This window comes from Romboutsia lituseburensis (assembly GCF_024723825.1).
GTDB lineage: Bacteria > Bacillota > Clostridia > Peptostreptococcales > Peptostreptococcaceae > Romboutsia_F > Romboutsia_F lituseburensis_A.
On the sequence record NZ_JANQBQ010000001.1, the window covers coordinates 3,247,876 to 3,268,088 of the forward strand.

Below are 20,213 nucleotides of genomic sequence, written 5' to 3' on the forward strand. Positions count from 1 at the left end.
CTCCCTTCAAATTAGTCAAAATTTTACATCATAACCTTAAATATATTATCATAAAAAAAGAAAAGACTGCAAGGCAGTCTACAAATTATAATTAAAATTATTGTTATTATTGGTAAATCCTTTTATATAACAATCAAGGAAATTTCCATTTTCACAATCATCCATTAAGCTTACAAATGCTAAATGATTTGTATTATTAGGATTTAAGCTTTTTAAATGATAATTTAAAGTTACCCCTGAAATAGTACAAGATGATTCTGGCTTAATGTAAACTCTTTGAGTATCAGATAAGGATGTAAAAATTTCATAGCATTTAGAGTCGTCAATTAAAAAAGCATAATCAATAATATTATTAAGTTGAGGGTATTTAATATATAAATTTTCAACTATATCAAGTTCTGTTTCATTATTAAATTTGTTTTTATAACCACCTAATATAATGCATAAATTTTCTTTGAATAAAGATTTAAAATTAACTATTAGATCTCTAGTGAAGGCATCTAATTCTAAAGGTAAATAAATATATAATGGACTATTACGGTCTACATTTATATTATAGTCTTCTAATAAATCTAATAAAATTGATGTAGTTATATTTGTGTAGTTTTTAAAGTTAAGATCCGTATACATTATATATAAGTTCCCATATAAGTTTGTTTCATAAAGAACTTCTAATTTCTGTTTCATCCAAGGTATAGGCAATAAGTTCATTTTATTCCTCCTAAAATATTATTTTAAAAATTAGTTAAGAAAAATAGATTAGTTAAAATAATTTAGTATATAATAGTTATATAAAATCACAAAAGGAGAGATTAGATGTATACACTTAAAATAAAAAAGCTACATGAAGATGCTATAATCCCTAGTTTTGCACACAAAGGTGATGCTGGTATGGATTTATATTCGATAGAGGAGGTAAAAATTCCTTCTACAGAATCAAGACTTATAAAAACTGGAATAAGTCTTGAATTACCAAAAAATACGGAAGCTCAGGTTAGACCAAGAAGTGGATTAGCCCTTAAACACTCTGTGACGGTATTAAACACACCAGGAACAATAGACGAAGGATATAGAGGGGAAGTGGGTGTTATTTTAATAAATCATGGAAAAGAAGACTTTATAGTAACTAAAAATATGAAGATAGCCCAAATGGTAGTAAAACCTATCTATGATATAAATATATTAGAAGTAAATGAATTAAATGACACTGATAGAGGAGAAGGTGGATTTGGATCCACTGGATATTAAATATAAAGTAAAAAAGATTGCTAAAATAATTAGCAATTTTTTTATTTATAAGGAAACTATGATTAAACTATAACTGTTGATAAGTTAGAATACAAACTGATAGACTTTAGCAACAGACCTATTTTTTAGGTTGTTGACGATAGGATGGAATCGAAGTTTTTAGAAATTAATTTTATCAAATAGATTTTGGGAATGTAAATATATATTTAAAAAAATAATTTGATTTGGTATAAATTTGAAAATGATCTGTAAATTTATTACAGTTTTCTATTTTTATAGACATAAACTTACAAATTTGCCATAATAGTATTACAGCTATAATGATTTATTATACTTAAACTTATGGAAATACCAATAAATATAAAATACATATTATTATATATTTTTGTAAATTAAGCAAATACAATGAAAAATTTTTATAAATATCAAACACATATAAGGCTTAAAAATATAAAAAGCTTTATACATAGAGTAATAATGTTAATTTAAGAAAGGAGATGAGTGAATTACAGAGTTTATGTCTGTAATAAAAATTTATGAATAATAATAAAAAACAGGTGGCTGCTAGCTTGTTAGCTACGTCAATAGTAGTACCAATGGCAGTTACTATATCTCATGCAGATGAAGAGAATATACAACAAGTAAATATAAATGAAGAAAATACTAATCAAAGAAGTATAGATTATAGGACTATAACAGGAAATTCAGTTAATTTTAGAAAGGGTCCAGGAACTAATTATTCATCTATATCAAAGTTAAATAAGGGCTATAAGGTTGAATATATAGGTAAGAGTGGGTCTTGGATTAATGTAAAATATAATGGTCAAGTTGGATATGTACATGGAGATTATGTTTCAACATCAGGAAACTCAAATATAACACCTCCAACGGATAATTCAGATGATACTATAAAGTCAACTAAGGTTGTAAATGGAAACTCAGTAAACTTTAGAAAGGGACCAAGTACAAGCTATTCATCTATTGGTAAGTTAAATAAAGGTGATAAAGTAGGGTATATATCTGAATCAAATGGATGGTCTAAAATAAGTTATAATGGGCAAATAGGATATATGTCTAGTCAATACTTATCTACCTCAGGTGAAAATGTTAACCCACCATCAGGTAATACGGATGAATCAGTAAAGTCAACTAAAGTTGTAAATGGAAACTCGGTAAACTTTAGAAAGGGACCAAGTACAAGCTATTCATCTATAGGAAAGTTGAATAAAGGATATGAAGTAGGATATATATCTGAATCAAGTGGATGGTCTAAGATAAAATACAATGGTCAAATAGGATATATATCTAGCCAATATTTAGGAAATAAGGATGACATATCATCAGGTGGAAACAATGAAAATCTACCATCAAGTGAAAAAGCTGATAAAGTAATTAATTTTGGTAAAACATTGTTAGGAAAGCCATATGTATGGGGTGCAGAGGGTCCTAACAGTTTTGACTGTTCAGGATTTACTCAGTATGTATTTAAAAAGTCAGTAGGTGTGAGTATACCAAGAGTTTCTAGAGATCAAAGTAAATTTGGTCAATCTGTAAGTAGAAGTAATCTGCAAAAAGGAGACTTAATATTCTTTGATACTGATGGATCGAATAATGGTTATGTAAGTCACGTTGGTATATATATGGGTGGCAACCAATTTATACATGCATCATCAAGTGGTAAAAAAGTAATTATATCTAATATGACTAGTTATTATAATAATGCATTTGTAAATGCAAGAAGAGTATTATAATTTATTGAATATAAAAGTATGCAAAAACTATTTTGCATACTTTTTTTTATATTATAAAAATTTTTATTTATAGTTAAGTTTATATATTAAAATTTAAATTATATTTAGATGTATAAATATTAGTTGGAAATGAAAATAATATATAGAGGAAGCAAAAATCAGATATGAGGTATAAGGAGTGTAACTATGAGCGCGATAACTGATTTTTATCAATTTAAATATAGTAAAAATGATTACTATATAGACTTATTTATAAATAGAGCTGCTTTATATAGTATAGAAGAAGCTTTGAATGAAAGATTAAGCAATCAATATATAAGTAAAGATGCCCAATGTGCATATATGAGGCTAAAAGAGCTATTTCAAGCCTCAAGATGTGGCAGTGACTCTTTATATGTTGACTTAAGAATTAATAAGTGTTATCTAAAATATATAAAAAATTTATATTATTATTTCAGTGATAGAAAAGAGTATAGTTCTTTAAAGGCATTGAATGATTATTTACAAGTTTTTTTAATTAATGATATAGAAAGCATATCGTCATTTAGTACTTTAAATGAAGATATAAAAGTAAGAGTACTATCCAATGTTTAAAAACTCCGCCTACAATGTAGGAGGAGCTTTTTTGTTTTAATATAAAAAAGTTAGAATGAAAATAAAAACAAATTTGTAATAAATGGAAATTTTTTTTGGCATCTTGCATATACTAATTTAAACATGAAAGTTAAAAAAAATAAATTTCATTAAAATATAAAAAAATATAATTAGGAGGATATATATATGGAAAATACTTTGGATTTACTATATCTTGATTATGAGAATGAAATGGAATATGATTATTCACCAGATTATGATATTGAATAAGTGAATAGAAAAATAGTATAAATTCATTTTACAGATAAATTAAGTAAGATACAAAACCAAATTTTGCAAAAGGAGAATAACAGTGTTAAATTTAGAACACAATAACTGAAAGAGCTATCATATATTAGGATAGCTCTTTTTTAATTCCAGACATAAAAATAGAGCATCTCTAATTGAGATACTCTATAGATTTTTATTAAAATAGTTGCTGTCTTTCTTCGAAGTCATAAACATCCATTAAAGCTTCGCCAAATCTTTGATAGTGTACTATTTCTCTTTCCCCTAAGAATCTTAAAACACTTATTATATCTACATCATCTGTTAAATTTATAAGATGATAATAAGTAGCTAAAGCTTTTTGCTCAGCAGCCATATCTTCGTGTAAATCTGTAACAGCATTTCCCATAACAGCGATAGGCGCGGCACTAAAAGGAACTCCGTTGGCATCAGTTGGGTAAATTCCAAATCCATTTTGGGCATAACTAGACCCAAGTCCAGCAGCTCTAAGCTGTTCAGGTGTTGCATCATAAGTTAGCTGATATACCATAGTTGAAATCATTTCAACATGAGCAAGCTCCTCAGTTCCTATATCAGTTAAAAGTGCACGTGATTTTCCTGTTGGCATAGTATATCTTTGGCTTAAATATCTTAAAGCAGCTCCAAGCTCTCCATTTGGACCCCCAAACTGAGTAACTAGGTATTTAGCCATTTGTAAATCCCCGTTTTTTAAATTAACAGGGTGTTGTAATGTTTTTTGATATATCCACATAAATCCTTAATCCTCCCCTAAAAATGATTTAATTATAAAAGTCTATGTCCCAAGGCCAAGGATTATCAACCCATTGCCAAGGATATTTACTTGGTGAATAGCCAAAATTAGTTAAAGGTCCATATTTGCTTTCATAAGCTGTTCGAGCTTGTAAAAGTTGAGTACAAAAGTTATTGTAAGTATTAATTGCTTTTTTATCATCAGGATGATTATCTAAATATAAGTTCATATCTAAAGCTGCAAAACTTAATTCTTGCACTTTATTTAAAAGATCTTGTCTAGATTCTCTTTTCATTATCTTCTACCTCCTGATTGTTTTTTAGGATTAGCGTACAAATTTTTATTATACATCTCAGAATCTAATAAAAATAATTCTGGAAATATAGTTCCATTTTTAAGCGCGGTAGAAGTATTGTACATTTTTGTAAAGGTTTGATTGTTTATATATGGTCTAACTAAAGAATCCCCACATTCTTTAGCCATGCCTCTATTGTTATTTTGCATTTATAACCCTCCTTGTCAAATACTAGATAATGTCTATCTATTAACATAGTATTCGTACAAGCGAAAACCGTTACAATAAAATATAAACATATTTAAATATCTCATAACTTTAATCAAAAAAAACTACATAATATATAACAAAAATTATAAAATTATTAATTTTATAATAAATAAAAATAATAATATATATACTATTATGAAAAATTAGTCGATTAATGATAAAATAAATTTATCAATCACTTGAATTGCCAATAATAAATATGATAAAATAATTTGCATGTTTGCATAAAAATGAGGTGAAAAGATGAGCGAATTAGCTGGAAAAGGTTGTGAAATTATAGTTCCTTTTGATGAAAGACAACCATTAAGAGACATAGAAAGAAGTATAATAAAGAAATATAGAAAGCATTTATGGTCTAAATTTATAAAAGCCATAAGAGATTATAAATTAGTAGAAGAAGGCGATAAAATAGCTGTTGCTATATCTGGAGGGAAAGATAGCTTGCTTATGGCTAAAATGTTTCAAGAATTAAAAAGACATGGCCAAGTTAACTTTGATTTAGAATTTATAGCAATGGATCCAGGATATCATGAAGACATAAGAAAACTTCTTGTAGATAACTGTGAGTACCTAGATATACCTATACATTTATTTGATTCAAGAATATTTGAGATTGCAGATGAAATAGCTAAAGATTATCCATGCTATATGTGTGCAAGAATGAGAAGAGGTGCATTATATTCTAAAGCTGAAGAATTAGGATGTAATAAACTAGCATTAGGACATCACTATGATGATGTTATAGAAACTACAATGCTTAATTTATTATGTGCTGGTAATTTTAAAACAATGTTACCTAAATTAAACTCTACTAATTTTGATGGAATTCAAATAATAAGACCTCTATATTATATAAGAGAAGAACATATAATAAGATTTATACAAAATAGTGGAATATGGCCACTAAATTGTGCATGTATGGTTGCAGCTAAAAAAACAGGTAATAAAAGATATGAAATAAAAGATTTAATAAAAAATCTTGGAGATAACTTTAAAGATGTAGAAAAATCAATATTTAAAGCTGCTGAAAATATAAACTTAGATTCTGTATTAGGATGGCAAGAAGACGGCAAGAAACATTCTTTTATGGAAAGATATGAATAGATATAAATTATTAAAAACCGATGATATATAATATCGTCGGTTTTTAATATATAAATTTGTGTAGAAAATTTTTATATTAGAAAAATATATATCAAAAAACTAAATATAAAATGATAAAATATAAGGAGAAGTATTTATAAGGGGATGATTTATATTGAAAAAAGTATATATTGATTTTGAAATGAATATGCCAAGTGCTAAAAATAAAAGAGATATGCTAAATGCAGATATAATTGCAATAGGTGCAATACAATTTGATACTAACACTGGGAAAATTGATGAATTTAAATCATTAATCAAACCTGTAAGCAATCAAGATATATATCCTCATATAGAGGAGTTAACTCAAATTAGCCAAGAAGATATAGATGCAGCACCTACCTATGAAGAGGTTATGAGGAAATTTAAAAAATGGTTAGGGACATTTTCACAAATAGAGGGAATATATACATTTGGCAGTTTAGATTTAACTTGTTTTAATAACACCGATAAAAAAAGCGCTCAAAAACATAATCATCCAAGATTTGTAAATAATATTAAAGATTTATTTGTAGATATAAAAGATAAATATATAAATTATGGAATAAAGTGCATGAACTACATATCGTTGAAAAATTTGCTTCAATGTGCAAATGTAGAGTTTGAAGGGGATGCTCATGATCCATTATATGATGCATATAATTTATATGTATTAGACGATGTTTTAGAAAAAAATGAAGAAATAAGAGAAGTTTTAATTATAAAAGATTTTATAAAAACACCATTTATAAATATAAATGAAAACTTGGAGATATGTTTTGAAAAATATAAAAAAAGCTTTTATGATGGCAATAATGAATATAATAATGATTATATATCCATTGAAGTTATAAAAACTGTTGTACTATATTTACACACTCTTCAAAATATAGATATTTATAATATTGAAGCTTTAAAAGATATAAATAGAAAATTTGATACAATTGACAAAATTAAAGACATAAAAATAGGATATTTTTATTTACTTGAAAACTTATATTTTGATATGAAAGATTTACTTGAAGATTTAATGCTTTATAAATTAAACGAGAATGAATACAAGCAAGAATTACAAAATATACTAAAATTATTTGAAGAAGATTTAAGTTATGAGGGGATCGATTATAGTAATTTTCTACAAGAAAGCTGTTGATGTATTAATATGTCGACAGTTTTTTCTGTTAAAAATAGTGTTAATATAGTAAAATATTGTATAAAGAATTAAAGGTTTATCATAAGCCAAAGGGGATTTAATATGAATGTATTAGAAAATAGCAAAAAAATATCTACAAAAAAGAAAGTATCGTTATTTATAAAAAGTATAATTAAAACTAAAGAAGATATAAAAAAAGATTATACTCAAGTATATTATAAAGAAGATCGACTGGAAAATATAAAAAGCAAGTTAAATGAAATAGAAGAATCAGTATTAAACTATAATCAACATAAAAGCTACGTTGGAGAAAATCAACTTAGTATAAATATAAAAGAACTTGAAAAAGTATACTGTGATATTATCGAGTAAAGATGAATTATATATTCATCTTTTTTTTACGCTTAAGAGCATTATAATACATCAAAAAATGTGGATAAGTTATTAAGTATAGTAATATCAACGCCTTTATGAAAGTAAATAATGACATCTTTGAGCAACGGACGAAGTCGTTGGCGACATGAAAAAATAACGCCCACGCTGTGGCTTAAGCGAAGCGAATTTTTTATTTGTATAGAGTTATAAAATTAAATAAGCATAAATTGGGACATGTATAAATATAAATTAACATATGTACTTTGTAAATCTGGAAGGAGAATGTTAATTATGAAGGTTATAACAGATTATATAATGACAATACTTGGTGTATTTATATTTTTATCTGCTGGTTTCATTCTACTATTAATAATTAAATTTATTATTAACTCTAAAAAACAAATTTCTAAATCTGATGTAGGTATGAGGTGTCAAACAAATACAGTAAATATAAATTTATGTGATTATAAAGAAATAAAAAATGATAAACAAATAAATAAAATAAATGGAGATAAGGTATGTAAATATGATAACGGGGATATTTATAAAGGTGAACTTATAAATGGGAAACGAAATGGATTTGGAATTTGTGTATTTACAAATAAAGAGAGATATGAAGGTCTTTGGAAAGATGATAAAATGCATAGCGTAGGAAAGTATATATATAATGATGGATCAACTTATAGTGGAGATTTTAAATTTGGAATGATAGAAGGTTTAGGTATGTATACATATAAGAATAAGGATATATATAAAGGATATTTTATAGACAGTAAAAAAAATGGTAGAGGGGTACTATATTATAAAGATGGAAGTAAATATATAGGCGAATGGGAGGATGATTATCAATCAGGAGAAGGCAAACTAATAAAATCTAATGGAGATATTTATGAGGGGAAGTTCAATAAAAATAAAATAAATGGAAAAGGCGAGTATAAGTATAAAGATGGAAGTAAATATGTCGGAGCGTTTAAAGAAAATGTATTTCATGGACACGGTTGTTATACAGATATATATGGCAATATATATCAAGGTGAATATAAGTATGGTGTTAAAAGAGGTAATGGAATTTTAAAATTTAGAAATAAAGAAGTATATGAAGGGAGTTTTAAAGATGATTTATTTGATGGATTAGGTCAATATAGATACTCTGATAATAGTGTATATGAAGGTGATTTTAAAGCTGGTAAAAGAGATGGAATAGGTTCATATACATGTGATTTTTATAAGTATGTAGGAGAATGGAATGAAAATCAAAAAGGAAAAATAGGCACATATTATTTAGGAGCTAAAGAAATATTAGATGTAGTTATAGAAAATCAAAATATAGTGCAAGGAATATATAAATTAGAAAATGATGAAGAAAAATATTTGTTTGACGTAGATATAAGTGAAAATAATGAAGAAAAAGTACTTCTAAACATACATCATTACCTTAAGAAGAAAAAGAAGCAATCACCATAATCATTTCAAATATATATAATTAAGTATAGAAAAAATTTGGAGTGATTATTTATGAAAAATAAACAAGAAGATATGAATGTAAAACTACTTCCTTTTACATTGAATCAAGAAATAAGAGGGCCACAATCAAAAGCTCCATATGGAGTCAATATGATAAAAGCTAAAAGTTTATGGGTAGAGGCAACTCAAGGAGAAGGTGTAAAAATAGCTGTAATAGACTCTGGGTGTGATATAAACCATGAGAGCTTAAAAAATAATATAGCAGGAGTTAGAAATTTTACAGATGAAGATGGAAAAGGTTCTAATATTGTAACCGATAGAGTTGGACATGGAACTCATGTAGTAGGCACTATTGCAGCAAATGGGGGTAATAATACTATATTAGGAGTAGCCCCTAGAGCAAGTATATATGTGTTAAAAGCAATAGATCGAACTGGATCTGGAAAATTAAGTTGGGTAGTTAATGCAATATATTATGCAATAAGCTTAAAAGTTGATATTATATCCATGTCACTAGGAATGCCTCAAAGTACGGATAAGTTACAAAAAGCAGTTAAAGAAGCTGTAAATAAAGGTATATCTATTGTATGTGCGGCAGGAAATGAAGGAGATGGAAATGCTGAGGACTTTGAATATTCATACCCTGCTGCATATGAAGATGTAATTTCAGTAGGAGCAGTAGATAAAAAAGGGATACCTGCAAATTTTAGTAATGCAAATTTAAATGTTGATGTAGTAGCTCCTGGAGTAGATATATTATCAACATATCCTCAAAATCAGTTTGCAATATTAAGTGGAACTAGTATGGCGACACCTCACGTTACAGGCAGCTTGGCATTACTTAAAAACTGGTCAAAAGAAGAATTTAAAAGAGACTTAAATGAAACTGAACTATATGCTCAACTAATTAAGCACACAAAATTATTACAATACAGTAGAGCGGTTCAAGGAAATGGATTAGTTTATTTAGAACAAATTAAAATAAAAGGAAAAATAAAATATTAGAAAACAATAAAAAGCGACCATAGGATACTATTATTCTATGGTCATTTTTTATTAAAACCAAATTAATAGTTTATTATTTATATATAATTCATGCAAATTTCTTTAAAAAGTATGTATATATAACTAAATTTGGTTTAATAAAACAAATAAATTTAAATTTCAATTACAAAATAGTTACAAAATAAATTAAAATTGTGTATAATTAGATAAGAATAATAAAGTTAATACGTAAATTAACGAAAAATGATATATGGAGTGATGAAATTGATTAAGTTTACTAATGTAGATAAAATCTATAGTGATGGTAACAAATCATTAGATAATATAAATTTAGGTATAAAACAAGGTGAATTTGTATTTTTAGTAGGTCACTCAGGAGCAGGGAAGTCTACTTTACTTAAATTATTAACTAGAGAAGAAAAAATATCATCAGGAAGAGTATCTGTACTAGGTGAAGAAATTACAAAAATTAAAATTAGTAAAATACATAACTATAGAAGACGATTAGGTGTTGTTTTCCAAGATTTTAAATTACTACAAGATAAAACAGTTTTTGAAAATGTGGAGTTAGCAATGAGAGTTATAGGAGCACCTCCTAAAACAATAAAGCCTAGGGTAATGGAAGTATTACATAAGGTAGGTATTGCAGATAAACATGGAAGATACCCATCTGAATTATCAGGTGGTGAATGTCAAAGGGTTGGTATAGCAAGAGCTATAGTGAATAAACCATCTATAATTATAGCTGATGAGTGTACTGGAAACTTAGATATAGATAATTCTGTTGGAATTTTAAATTTATTAAAAGAAATAAATAAAGAAAATGTTACAGTTATAATGGCAACTCATGATACAGAAATATTAAAATTATTTTCTCCAAGGGTTGTGGAACTTAAAGATGGCAAAATAATAAGAGATACAAAGAGGGATGCATATGAAGACGGTGTCTAAAATTTTATATAGTTTAAAACAAGGAATAAAGGGTGTTTTTCATAATAAAACTATGAGTTTTATATCAACAGTATCCGTTACAGCGTCACTTATAATATTAGGAATAGTTTTAACTATAGTACTAAATATAAATCAATTTATAAATTCAGCTAAAGATGAGATTAATAAGGTTAGAGTAGAAATTAAATCAGATTTAGACGATGATGCTAGAATAGAGTTAAAAACTAAAATGGATGAAATTGAAGGTATAAATAATATAGAATTTAAAACAAAAGAAACATCTTTTAATGAAATGAAAAAAAGCTGGGGAGAAGACGCATATCTTTTAGATGGAGTAGATAATCCATTAGAAGATTGTTATATTTTAACTATTGATAACCCAAATACAATTAAATCAATATCGAACAAAATATTAAAGTTTGATGGAATATTAGATGTTAAATATCATCAAGATGAAATGCAAAACTTCTTAAATATATCAAATACAGTTATGAAATTTGGTGGATTGCTTATAGTAGGATTACTTCTTACATGCTTAGTGATAATTTCTAATACTATAAAAAGTAGAGTATACAGTAAGAAAGAAGAGATACAAATAATAAAATATGTTGGAGCTAGTAATAGATTTGTTATAGCACCATTTATAGTTGAAGGTTTCATTATAGGATTTTTAGGTTCAGTTTTAGCTATAGGGATTTGTATAGGAATGTATAGCTATATACTTGATAAGATTAGAGAAGTTATAAGTACTATAATGGGTGGAACTGTTCTACCATTAGCAAGTATATCACTATCGCTTATATTGGTTTTAGCTATAACAGGCATATTAGTAGGAGTCTTAGGTAGTGTTATATCCGTTAAAAAATACTTAAAAGTATAAATATAGGGGGACGATTGAGTGAAAAAGACAATATCAGTAGTTGCTGTATGTACAGTGTTATTTTCTACTAGTTTTATATATGCAAATGAAAATGATACAACAGAATTAGATGACAAGCTAACTCAGAATAGACAAGAACAAACAACTTTAGAAGGTAAAATTAAAGATTTAGATATAAAAATAGTAGAAATTGAAAAAAAAATTTCTGAAACTAATAGTAAGATAGTAGAATTAGATACAGAAATAACAAAAGCTAAAGATGAAATAAAAGCCTTAGAAAAAAATATAAAAAAGAATGAGGATTCTTTAGGCAAAAGATTAAAGGCTATAGATGGCAACTATTCTATAGGATATATGAAAGTTATATTTAGTAGTAGCTCAATATCTGACTTTTTTAATAATGTATATGTAGTAAAGCAAGTTGTTAAACAAGATAAGGAAATTTTAAAAGAATTAGATTCTAATAAATTAAGTATAGAAGAAAAAGAAAAAGAATTAAACTCTAAGAAATCTGAGCAAGAAGCACTAAAATCTTCACTAGTAAGAGATAATGAAACTATGCAATCAGATAAAAGTGAATTAGAATCATTAAAAAGTGCTTTAGAATCAGAAGAAAATAGTTTAGAAAGAGAATTAGAGGAGATAGCTGCTGAAGCTGCAAGACAAGCTGCTATGAGCTCAGGTGATGAATTAAGCGAGGCTATAATATCAAATGGATCTTGGCCAGTGCCAGGATATAGTAGAATAAGTTCTCCATATGGATATAGACTGCATCCAGTTTTAAATGTGCAAAAGATGCATACAGGTATAGATATACCTGCTCCAACAGGAACTCCAGCAGTAGCGACTGATAATGGAACCGTAATATTCTCTGGAACTAAAGGGAGCTATGGTAATACAGTTATGATACAACATGATGATGGAAAAGTATCACTATATGCACATAATAGTCAGCTATTAGTATCTGTAGGCCAAAGAGTTCAAAAAGGACAAGCTGTTACTAAAATTGGATCAACAGGAAGATCAACTGGGCCACACTTACATTTTGAAATAAGAATAAATGGTAAGCATACAAATCCAGTTCCATATATATAATGCTAAATGAGTAGAATTTTAATTAATACCTGTTATATAATATATAGCAGGTATTTTTATTATATTAAGAAATTATAAAATATTAGTTGATAAAAAATATAAAATTTAAATATATATGTATATAATACACTTAAATAAATTATATTAAGGAGAGCAATATGAATGAATATGTAGTTGTAGATTTGGAAACCACAGGACTAGACCCTTATAAAGGATGCGAGATTATAGAAATAGGTATAACAGAAATCATTAATAATCAAATTGTAAGAAACTATTCAAGGTTTGTGAAGCCTAAAATGCAGATACCATATTTTATAACAGAGATAACTAATATAACAAATGAAATGGTTGAATTTGAAGAGGGAATTGAGACTGTACTTCCTAGATTTAGAAAATATATAGGAGATAGAACTATAATAGCTCATAATGCTAAATTTGATTTAAAATTTTTAAATTTTTATCTAAATGAACTTGGATTAAATCCTATAAAAAATCATATATGTACGTTAGAATTATTAAAACAAAATAAATCATATAAAGGTAAAAATAAAAAATTGGAAACTGCATGTGAATATTATAATATAGAAAATAAAAATGCACATAGAGCAGATAGTGATACGTTAGCTACAGCTAAACTGTTTTTAAAAATTAAAGATGAAATATAAAAAATATAAGAAACCTTAGATTATATAAATTTTAATATTATAATTTAAGGTTTCTTATATTTATTTAAAAATAGGCTATATTTAGTGTTTAAATTTGAATGAGTATCATAGTATATAACAGACTAAAAAATCCTTTTGGGGGGTTGGTACTATGAATTTTATTAATATAAATATATTTATAGATAGAATAGAATTTTATATATTTAATATTGAAAATAATGAAAAAAGAGTTATTATGAATGATACTATAATAATGCCAAAATCATTTAAAATAGGTGATAAATTGAATTATATAAGAAAATTTTTAATTATGCTTGTACAAAAGTATAATATAAAAAAATCAAATATAATAATAGAGGATGCTATTGGGATTGATATTATCGATATAGTTAAGGTTGAGGGGATAGTTGAGGAAGTATTTTCGAATTGTGGGGTGAGTATATGCAAATAAGTCCTAAGTTTAATTTAAAAATAATAGAGAAGATACATTCAGAAGGTGTAAATTCTGCATTATATATAGTAGAAGATACTCAGTTAGGATCTAGATTTATTTTAAAGCAAATAGATAAGAATAATTTTAAAAATGTAAATAAATATTTTGAAGAATCTAAAAAAGTTTATAACTCAAAGCATCCAAATATTATATCTATAAACACTGCATCTTATGATGATGAGTATATATATATAACTATGCCATATTATAGAAATGGATCGTTATATCATTTATTAGAAAATAATAACTTAACTATAAGACAAATAATAAAATATTCATTAGATTTTTTATCAGCAGTCCAATATATTCACAGTAATGGGATGATACATTGTGATATAAAACCTAATAATATATTGATAAGTGATTCTCAAGATGCAGTTTTAACAGACTTTGGATCAGCACTATATCTAAATTATTTAGGAAATGCAAGATTAAAAAATGTATACTATAAGCATATTGCACCAGAGCAGTGCACTAATTCTATTATAAGTAAAAAAATAGATATATATCAAATAGGAACTACTTTATACAGAATGTGCAACGGAAATGAAGAATATAATAAACAAGCGAAAAGATACAAAGATTTAAATAGTTTGAAAATAGCTTGTGCAAAAGGTAAGTTTCCAATAAGAAAAAAGTATATGTCTCATATTCCAAAGTCAATGATATCTATAATAGAAAAATGCTTAATGATAAACCCTCAAGATAGATATGATAATGTACTGCAAATTATGAATGATTTATCTAATGTAACTGAAAATTTAGATTGGCACTATGATAAAAGAGATAATAATTATTTTACATGGACTTTAGATAATGATAAAAAAAATATACAAATAGCTTTATACAAAGAAAATGATAGCTGGAATATTATAAATGATGATAAAATGATACCTTTTATAGAAAGTAAAGCAAAAGGATATAAAGAGGTAAGATCTATTATAAAAAATTACGAAAAAAAATAACCTTACTTCAATCCGATCAAGTAAGGTTATTAAAGGGGTAAAATATATTATAAAAAGGGGTTTATTAGGGAATATATTTTATTTGGGGAGTAAATAATCGGTTATTAGGGGAATAACCTTGTATTTATAATAACAAAATTCGACAAGAAAAGCAAGAAAAAAACAAAAAAATATAAATTTTTTTTCTTAAAATAAAATTTAAATAAAATTTGTAAAAAATATACTTGAAAAATGAATGAAAATTTTTCCTATGCACAAAATAAAGAAAAGTGCGTAGGAGGTAAGTATGAAGAAAATTAAATTAATAGCTGTATTTACATTAATAATTATAGTTTGTACAACAACTAATTCTATATGCCTAGATAATAAATATAACTTTGGAAACGATATATGGATAAATAATATGAGTGATAATGATATAAAAATAACTATAGAAAATGTAGATTTAAGAAAAGAAGAGATTAATGTAGGTAAAAAATATGATGCTTCGGCTATTATCACAATGAAAGTATCTAATAATGGTAAATATGATGTTGAGTTATCCAATATAGATATTTATCCATATCAAGGTGGAAAAGAAACGAAATATTTCGTAAGTACAGGAAAAGAAAATATTACAGGGTTTATAGGAAATATAAAAAGTGGTGAAAGTAAAACTGTTAAAATGGGCGTAACATTGCTTAATACAATTGATTCTATAAAATTAGAAATGACTAATATAGAAGATATAGCTAATGAAAAAGTAGTAAAAACAATAAAAATAAAATAAATAAAAAAAAGAAAAGCATATGCTTTTCTTTTTTTATGTATTATTCTGGTTGAGGAGCATCTACTGGACAGACACTGTTACAAGTACCACATTCTATACATACTTCAGGGTCTATAACGTATTTGTCATCTCCAGCAGATATACAGCTAACTGGACATTCAGGTTCGCAAGCTCCACAGCTGATACAAGCATCGTTTATTTTATATGCCATTTCAAAGTCCTCCTTAAATTGAATTCATATTATATAATACCCCAAAAAATACTTTTTTATCACAAAACTATAAAAAAATTTAATGTGTTTATTTAAAGATCCTTGGAGATTATAAAATATAAGAAAAATAAATTATTTATCGACTTAAAAATACAAAAAAATACATATAATACCATAAATTTAATCTTACAAATTTGTTCTTTGATTTATTTTGTATAACAATGTATAATTATTCTATAAAAAAAGGAGGCTTACATGAGTTATTACAATGATGATCAAAATAAAATAAGGCGAAGAAAAGTAAGCGCTAATGTAGAGCATAATCAAATTTCAAAGCCTAATAATTTGGAAAGTAGAAGTAAAATTAATAATATAGACAGAGAAAGAATGTCAGTAGATAGATCTAAAACAGTGAATGAAAGTGTAAAAAGATCTGTCAATAGAAAAAAAAGCAAAGTTGAAAGAAGGAATAAGTCAGCCATAGCATTAGGCAAGAAATTTTTAGTATTAATATTAGTTGTGCTAGTACTAACATCAGCAGTTGGCTCTGTGTTTGTACTTACATCATTAAAAGGGTCTCAAAGAGTAGATATGGTATTATTAGAATCAAAATATATAAGTAGTGAAGTTGTAAGTAATGATCAGATACCAAAATATTTAAAAGATGCTGTAGTTTCAATAGAAGATGAAAGATTTTATAAACATAATGGAGTGGATGAAATTTCATTATTAAGATCAGTAGTTCACAATGTATTATCTGATAGTACTCAAGGTGGAAGTACTATAGAAATGCAAATTTCAAAAAATTTACTTACTGACGATGATAGAACTATAAAAAGAAAGATAAAGGACATATATAATGCTACTTCTATGGATAAAAATATGACCAAAGATGATATATTAGGAGTATATTTAAATAATATTTATTTAGGAAAATCATCATATGGAGTTGGAAAAGGTGCTAAAGTTTATTTTGGAAAAAAGGTAAGTGAATTAAGCTTAGCTCAATGTGCTATGCTTGCAGGAATAACTAACAATCCAGCTAGATATAGTGAACATAGAGAAGCCAAAAGAAGACAAGAAACTATATTATATAAAATGAATGAACTTGGATATATAAATGATGTAGAATATAAAAATGCTTTATCTGAAGAAGTACCATTTAAGTCTGAAATAAAATAAAGAGGTGTAAAATGAACGAATACAAATTTAATTACGAAGAAAAAGAATATATATTATCTCAAAAAAATTGCAGTGATGTAATTAATGATGAAGAAAAGCCTGTGAAAGGAATATCATTAGATAAAATATTAAATATATTAAGTGAATCTAATGATATTGACTTTGATATAGAGTATTATCAAGAAGCTTGTCCAGAATGTTTAGCGGGAGTTAAAGAAAAACAAAAATTCTTTGGATTTTTAGAATATCATTTTTATATTTTCACTAAAAATGGTGAATATATAATAAGTGATATAGATAAAGATTATAAAGGATTATCTTTTAATAAATTATCAAGAAAAGGTAAAGTAGATGATAGCTATATAGTTAGCATCATAATTTGTGAAAATTGCCAAAATTATATAGTTCAAATTGAAAATTGTATAGTATAAACTAAAAAAGCTATCTATTTTGAGATAGCTTTTTTTAGTTTATACTATTAAAAAGGAAAAGTAGTAAAAACTGCTTCTACCTCAGCTGTTATTTTAACTATGCCTGGAGCAATATCCTTATAATAACTACTAGAGCTAGAAGGATATGTAATAGCATAGATTGGAGAACTTAATTCTGTTATCTTATTAGGTGTTGGATTGTATTTAACATTAAAGCTTTTAGCTAATAACCCTGCTTTGTTTAAAGCATCTTGAGTAGCTTTTTTTAGGACACGATTATAATATTGAGTTGGATTTGAAAGAATAAAATCAACGCTAATTTCGTCATTGGCTCCATTTTCTATAATCAAAGAATAAACATCACCAAGCTTGTTAAAATCATCTAAAAAAATACTTATGACATTAGTAACTTTATATGATAAAAACTTATTATTAGTTAAATCGTAATTTTTACTTACAGATAAATCTTCACTGTGAATATTTTCTTTGGATATTCCGTAATCTTTTAAGCTCATCAGAACTCTGTCTGAGACTTCTTTATTTGTATCCTGAGCTTTTTCTAAACTTGTATTATCAGTAGAAATTTTTACTTTTAACCTAGCTCTATCTGAATTCACTTCTATATAGCTTGCACCATGAACAGATAAAGATCCCTTATCTGTTGGCATATACATATTATTATTTCTAAATTGCACTTACATCAACTCCCTAAAATTTATAGTAATCAATAAATTATATTAGAAAAAATTGAAATTTATGAAATTATCAGATAATATATAAATGATTAACAAAGAAAATGTAGTGTGTTATAATACTAGTGGGAAAACATTAACACGGACATTTCAAAAATCAACTCGCAAAAAGATAAAACATTATACTAGGGGTGATGATATGAGTCAAAGTATGGCGGCTAAACATTCAATATGGCCAAGAGAAAAAGATATAATATTTAATTTATCAGCAAGAGCACAACAAGCAGAGAAAGAATTAGGAACAAATAATGTAATAAATGCTACTATAGGTGCTCTTATGGATGATGAAGGTAAGTTAATAACTATGGACACTGTTTATGATGAATATAAATCATTAGATAATAAAGATATATCAGCATATGCAGCTCTTGAAGGTCAACCTGATTATCTTGAAGCAGTTAAAAAAGTATGCTTTAAAGATTATCTTCCAGAAGGATATATAAAGGCAGTAGCATCTCCAGGTGGAAGTGGTGCTATAAAATTAGCTGCTTGGAACTATACAGAAGAAGGAGATGAAGTGTTAACATCAGATTGGTTCTGGAGTCCTTACGTAAGTATAACAGAGGAAATCGGAAGAAAAGTAACTACATATAAATTATTTGATGAAAAAAATAACTTTAATTTTGATTCATTTAAAGAAAGTTTTTTAAATATAGCTAATAAACAAGAAAGAATATTTACAATTTTAAATACACCAGCACATAATCCAACTGGATATAGTATTTCAGATGAAGAGTGGGACAAGATAATAGATTTAGCTAAAGAAGTATCTAAAAATCCAGAGAAAAAAATAATCTTCTTTGTAGATATAGCTTATATAGATTTTGCAAGTGATGATAATGCTAGTAGAAAATTCTTTAAAAAATTCTCAAATCTTCCTGAAAATGTACTTACAATAGTAGGATTTAGTATGTCAAAAGGATTTACTGCCTATGGAATGAGAATGGGATCTGCAATATGTATAACTTCAAGTGAAAATGTTGCTGAAGAGTTCTACTATGCTTGTGTACATTCATGTAGAGCAAACTGGTCAAACTGTAATAGAGGAGCAATGAAGTTGCTTTCTAATATAGTTAATGATGAAGCTAAATTTAAAGTATATACTGAAGAAAAAAATAAACATAAACAAATGCTAAGAAGAAGAGCTGATGTATTTGTTAAAGAAGCTGAAAGAGTAGGATTAGATATACTTCCTTATAGAGATGGATTCTTCGTTAGTATACCATGTGAAAATTCAAGAGCTGTATGTGAAGAATTAACTAAAGATAATTTATTCATGGTTCCACTAAAAGCAGGACTTAGATTTGCTGTATGTGCAGTAAATGAGGATAAATGTAAAATTGCTCCTAGCATGATAAAAAATGCTCTTGAGTATATAAAAAGCAAAGATTTAGCAGAAGTTAAGTAAATAAAAAATAGGTCTACTTTAAAATAGACCTATTTTTAGAAATAAAATGACCACATAGTTAATGCATTTTGAGTAATAGATGCGACTCAAGTGAG

The 20,213-nt window shown here is 26.5% G+C and carries 24 protein-coding genes; 18 read left to right on the forward strand and 6 right to left on the reverse strand.

Translation table 11 applies throughout. The annotated features are described in order from the left end of the window. Positions 1–78: 78 nt before the first annotated feature. Positions 79–711, reverse strand: coding sequence for a hypothetical protein (locus NWE74_RS15670; RefSeq protein ID WP_258243902.1), 633 nt, complete (start codon positions 709–711; stop codon positions 79–81). Between the two features lie 105 nt (positions 712–816). Between NWE74_RS15670 and dut the strand changes: the two genes are divergently transcribed. The 3 genes from dut (at position 817) to NWE74_RS15685 (ending at position 3,593) form a co-directional block, all read left to right on the forward strand. Then, positions 817–1,248 carry a dUTP diphosphatase gene (gene dut, locus NWE74_RS15675; RefSeq protein ID WP_092725534.1) on the forward strand — a complete coding sequence of 144 codons (432 nt, stop codon included), beginning with the start codon at positions 817–819 and terminating at the stop codon, positions 1,246–1,248. A gap of 569 nt (positions 1,249–1,817) precedes the next feature. Then, complete coding sequence (locus NWE74_RS15680; RefSeq protein ID WP_258243903.1) at positions 1,818–2,999, forward strand: C40 family peptidase; 1,182 nt, start codon at positions 1,818–1,820, stop codon at positions 2,997–2,999. A gap of 186 nt (positions 3,000–3,185) precedes the next feature. Then, on the forward strand, positions 3,186–3,593 hold the full coding sequence (locus NWE74_RS15685; protein ID WP_258243904.1) for a hypothetical protein: 408 nt from the start codon (positions 3,186–3,188) through the stop codon (positions 3,591–3,593). Between the two features lie 466 nt (positions 3,594–4,059). On the opposite strand, the gene NWE74_RS15690 is transcribed toward NWE74_RS15685, so the two are convergent. From NWE74_RS15690 to NWE74_RS15700, 3 genes are read right to left on the reverse strand one after another with little or no spacing between them, the layout of a single operon-like run. Next, positions 4,060–4,632, reverse strand: a complete 573-nt coding sequence (locus NWE74_RS15690) for a manganese catalase family protein (protein WP_258243905.1) — start codon at positions 4,630–4,632, stop codon at positions 4,060–4,062. 28 nt (positions 4,633–4,660) lie between these two features. After that, a complete protein-coding gene (locus NWE74_RS15695; RefSeq protein WP_258243906.1) occupies positions 4,661–4,927 on the reverse strand; it encodes a spore coat protein CotJB in 267 nt (88 codons plus the stop codon). Next, entirely contained in the window at positions 4,927–5,136 is a 210-nt protein-coding gene (locus NWE74_RS15700; protein ID WP_258243907.1) for a spore coat associated protein CotJA, read from the reverse strand. Before NWE74_RS15700 ends, NWE74_RS15695 begins: the two co-directional genes overlap by 1 nt. A gap of 304 nt (positions 5,137–5,440) precedes the next feature. Here NWE74_RS15700 and NWE74_RS15705 point away from each other — a divergent pair, with 304 nt between their 5' ends. The 12 genes from NWE74_RS15705 to NWE74_RS15760 all read left to right on the forward strand — a co-directional run bounded on the left by NWE74_RS15705 (position 5,441) and on the right by NWE74_RS15760 (position 16,134). Continuing rightward, positions 5,441–6,301, forward strand: a complete 861-nt coding sequence (locus NWE74_RS15705; protein WP_258243908.1) for a tRNA 2-thiocytidine biosynthesis TtcA family protein — start codon at positions 5,441–5,443, stop codon at positions 6,299–6,301. Between the two features lie 154 nt (positions 6,302–6,455). Continuing rightward, entirely contained in the window at positions 6,456–7,472 is a 1,017-nt protein-coding gene (locus NWE74_RS15710) for an exonuclease domain-containing protein (RefSeq protein ID WP_258243909.1), read from the forward strand. A gap of 102 nt (positions 7,473–7,574) precedes the next feature. Continuing rightward, positions 7,575–7,844: a hypothetical protein gene (locus NWE74_RS15715; RefSeq protein WP_258243910.1), complete on the forward strand. Its 270-nt coding sequence runs from the start codon at positions 7,575–7,577 to the stop codon at positions 7,842–7,844. A gap of 294 nt (positions 7,845–8,138) precedes the next feature. Next, positions 8,139–9,311 (forward strand): hypothetical protein, encoded by a 1,173-nt coding sequence (locus tag NWE74_RS15720; RefSeq protein WP_258243911.1) that lies wholly within the window; start codon positions 8,139–8,141, stop codon positions 9,309–9,311. Between the two features lie 51 nt (positions 9,312–9,362). Further along, positions 9,363–10,316, forward strand: a complete 954-nt coding sequence (locus NWE74_RS15725; protein ID WP_258243912.1) for a S8 family peptidase — start codon at positions 9,363–9,365, stop codon at positions 10,314–10,316. Positions 10,317–10,580: 264 nt separating this feature from the next. Continuing rightward, positions 10,581–11,267 (forward strand): cell division ATP-binding protein FtsE, encoded by a 687-nt coding sequence (gene ftsE / locus NWE74_RS15730; RefSeq protein WP_258243913.1) that lies wholly within the window; start codon positions 10,581–10,583, stop codon positions 11,265–11,267. Beyond that, positions 11,251–12,147, forward strand: coding sequence for a permease-like cell division protein FtsX (ftsX, locus tag NWE74_RS15735; protein ID WP_258243914.1), 897 nt, complete (start codon positions 11,251–11,253; stop codon positions 12,145–12,147). Before ftsE ends, ftsX begins: the two co-directional genes overlap by 17 nt. Before the next feature lie 18 nt (positions 12,148–12,165). Next, entirely contained in the window at positions 12,166–13,242 is a 1,077-nt protein-coding gene (locus tag NWE74_RS15740; RefSeq protein ID WP_258243915.1) for a murein hydrolase activator EnvC family protein, read from the forward strand. A 158-nt stretch (positions 13,243–13,400) separates the two neighbouring features. After that, positions 13,401–13,907: a PolC-type DNA polymerase III gene (locus NWE74_RS15745; RefSeq protein ID WP_258243916.1), complete on the forward strand. Its 507-nt coding sequence runs from the start codon at positions 13,401–13,403 to the stop codon at positions 13,905–13,907. Positions 13,908–14,058: 151 nt separating this feature from the next. Next, entirely contained in the window at positions 14,059–14,358 is a 300-nt protein-coding gene (locus tag NWE74_RS15750) for a hypothetical protein (protein ID WP_258243917.1), read from the forward strand. Then, a complete protein-coding gene (locus tag NWE74_RS15755) occupies positions 14,349–15,365 on the forward strand; it encodes a serine/threonine-protein kinase (RefSeq protein ID WP_258243918.1) in 1,017 nt (338 codons plus the stop codon). The genes NWE74_RS15750 and NWE74_RS15755 overlap by 10 nt, the downstream gene beginning before the upstream one ends. A 286-nt stretch (positions 15,366–15,651) precedes the next feature. After that, complete coding sequence (locus NWE74_RS15760) at positions 15,652–16,134, forward strand: hypothetical protein (RefSeq protein ID WP_258243919.1); 483 nt, start codon at positions 15,652–15,654, stop codon at positions 16,132–16,134. Between the two features lie 40 nt (positions 16,135–16,174). Here the strand turns inward: NWE74_RS15760 and NWE74_RS15765 are convergent, their stop codons facing one another. Next, on the reverse strand, positions 16,175–16,345 hold the full coding sequence (locus tag NWE74_RS15765) for a 4Fe-4S binding protein (protein ID WP_258243920.1): 171 nt from the start codon (positions 16,343–16,345) through the stop codon (positions 16,175–16,177). A gap of 255 nt (positions 16,346–16,600) precedes the next feature. On the opposite strand from NWE74_RS15765, the gene NWE74_RS15770 reads away from it, so the two are divergent. Further along, positions 16,601–17,527: a transglycosylase domain-containing protein gene (locus NWE74_RS15770; RefSeq protein WP_258243921.1), complete on the forward strand. Its 927-nt coding sequence runs from the start codon at positions 16,601–16,603 to the stop codon at positions 17,525–17,527. Between the two features lie 11 nt (positions 17,528–17,538). Next, a complete protein-coding gene (locus NWE74_RS15775) occupies positions 17,539–17,958 on the forward strand; it encodes a DUF3785 domain-containing protein (RefSeq protein WP_258243922.1) in 420 nt (139 codons plus the stop codon). A 47-nt stretch (positions 17,959–18,005) separates the two neighbouring features. On the opposite strand, the gene NWE74_RS15780 is transcribed toward NWE74_RS15775, so the two are convergent. Next, positions 18,006–18,653, reverse strand: coding sequence for an SIMPL domain-containing protein (locus NWE74_RS15780; protein WP_258243923.1), 648 nt, complete (start codon positions 18,651–18,653; stop codon positions 18,006–18,008). Between the two features lie 196 nt (positions 18,654–18,849). On the opposite strand from NWE74_RS15780, the gene NWE74_RS15785 reads away from it, so the two are divergent. Further along, positions 18,850–20,118: an aminotransferase class I/II-fold pyridoxal phosphate-dependent enzyme gene (locus NWE74_RS15785; protein WP_258243924.1), complete on the forward strand. Its 1,269-nt coding sequence runs from the start codon at positions 18,850–18,852 to the stop codon at positions 20,116–20,118. Positions 20,119–20,213: the final 95 nt, after the last annotated feature.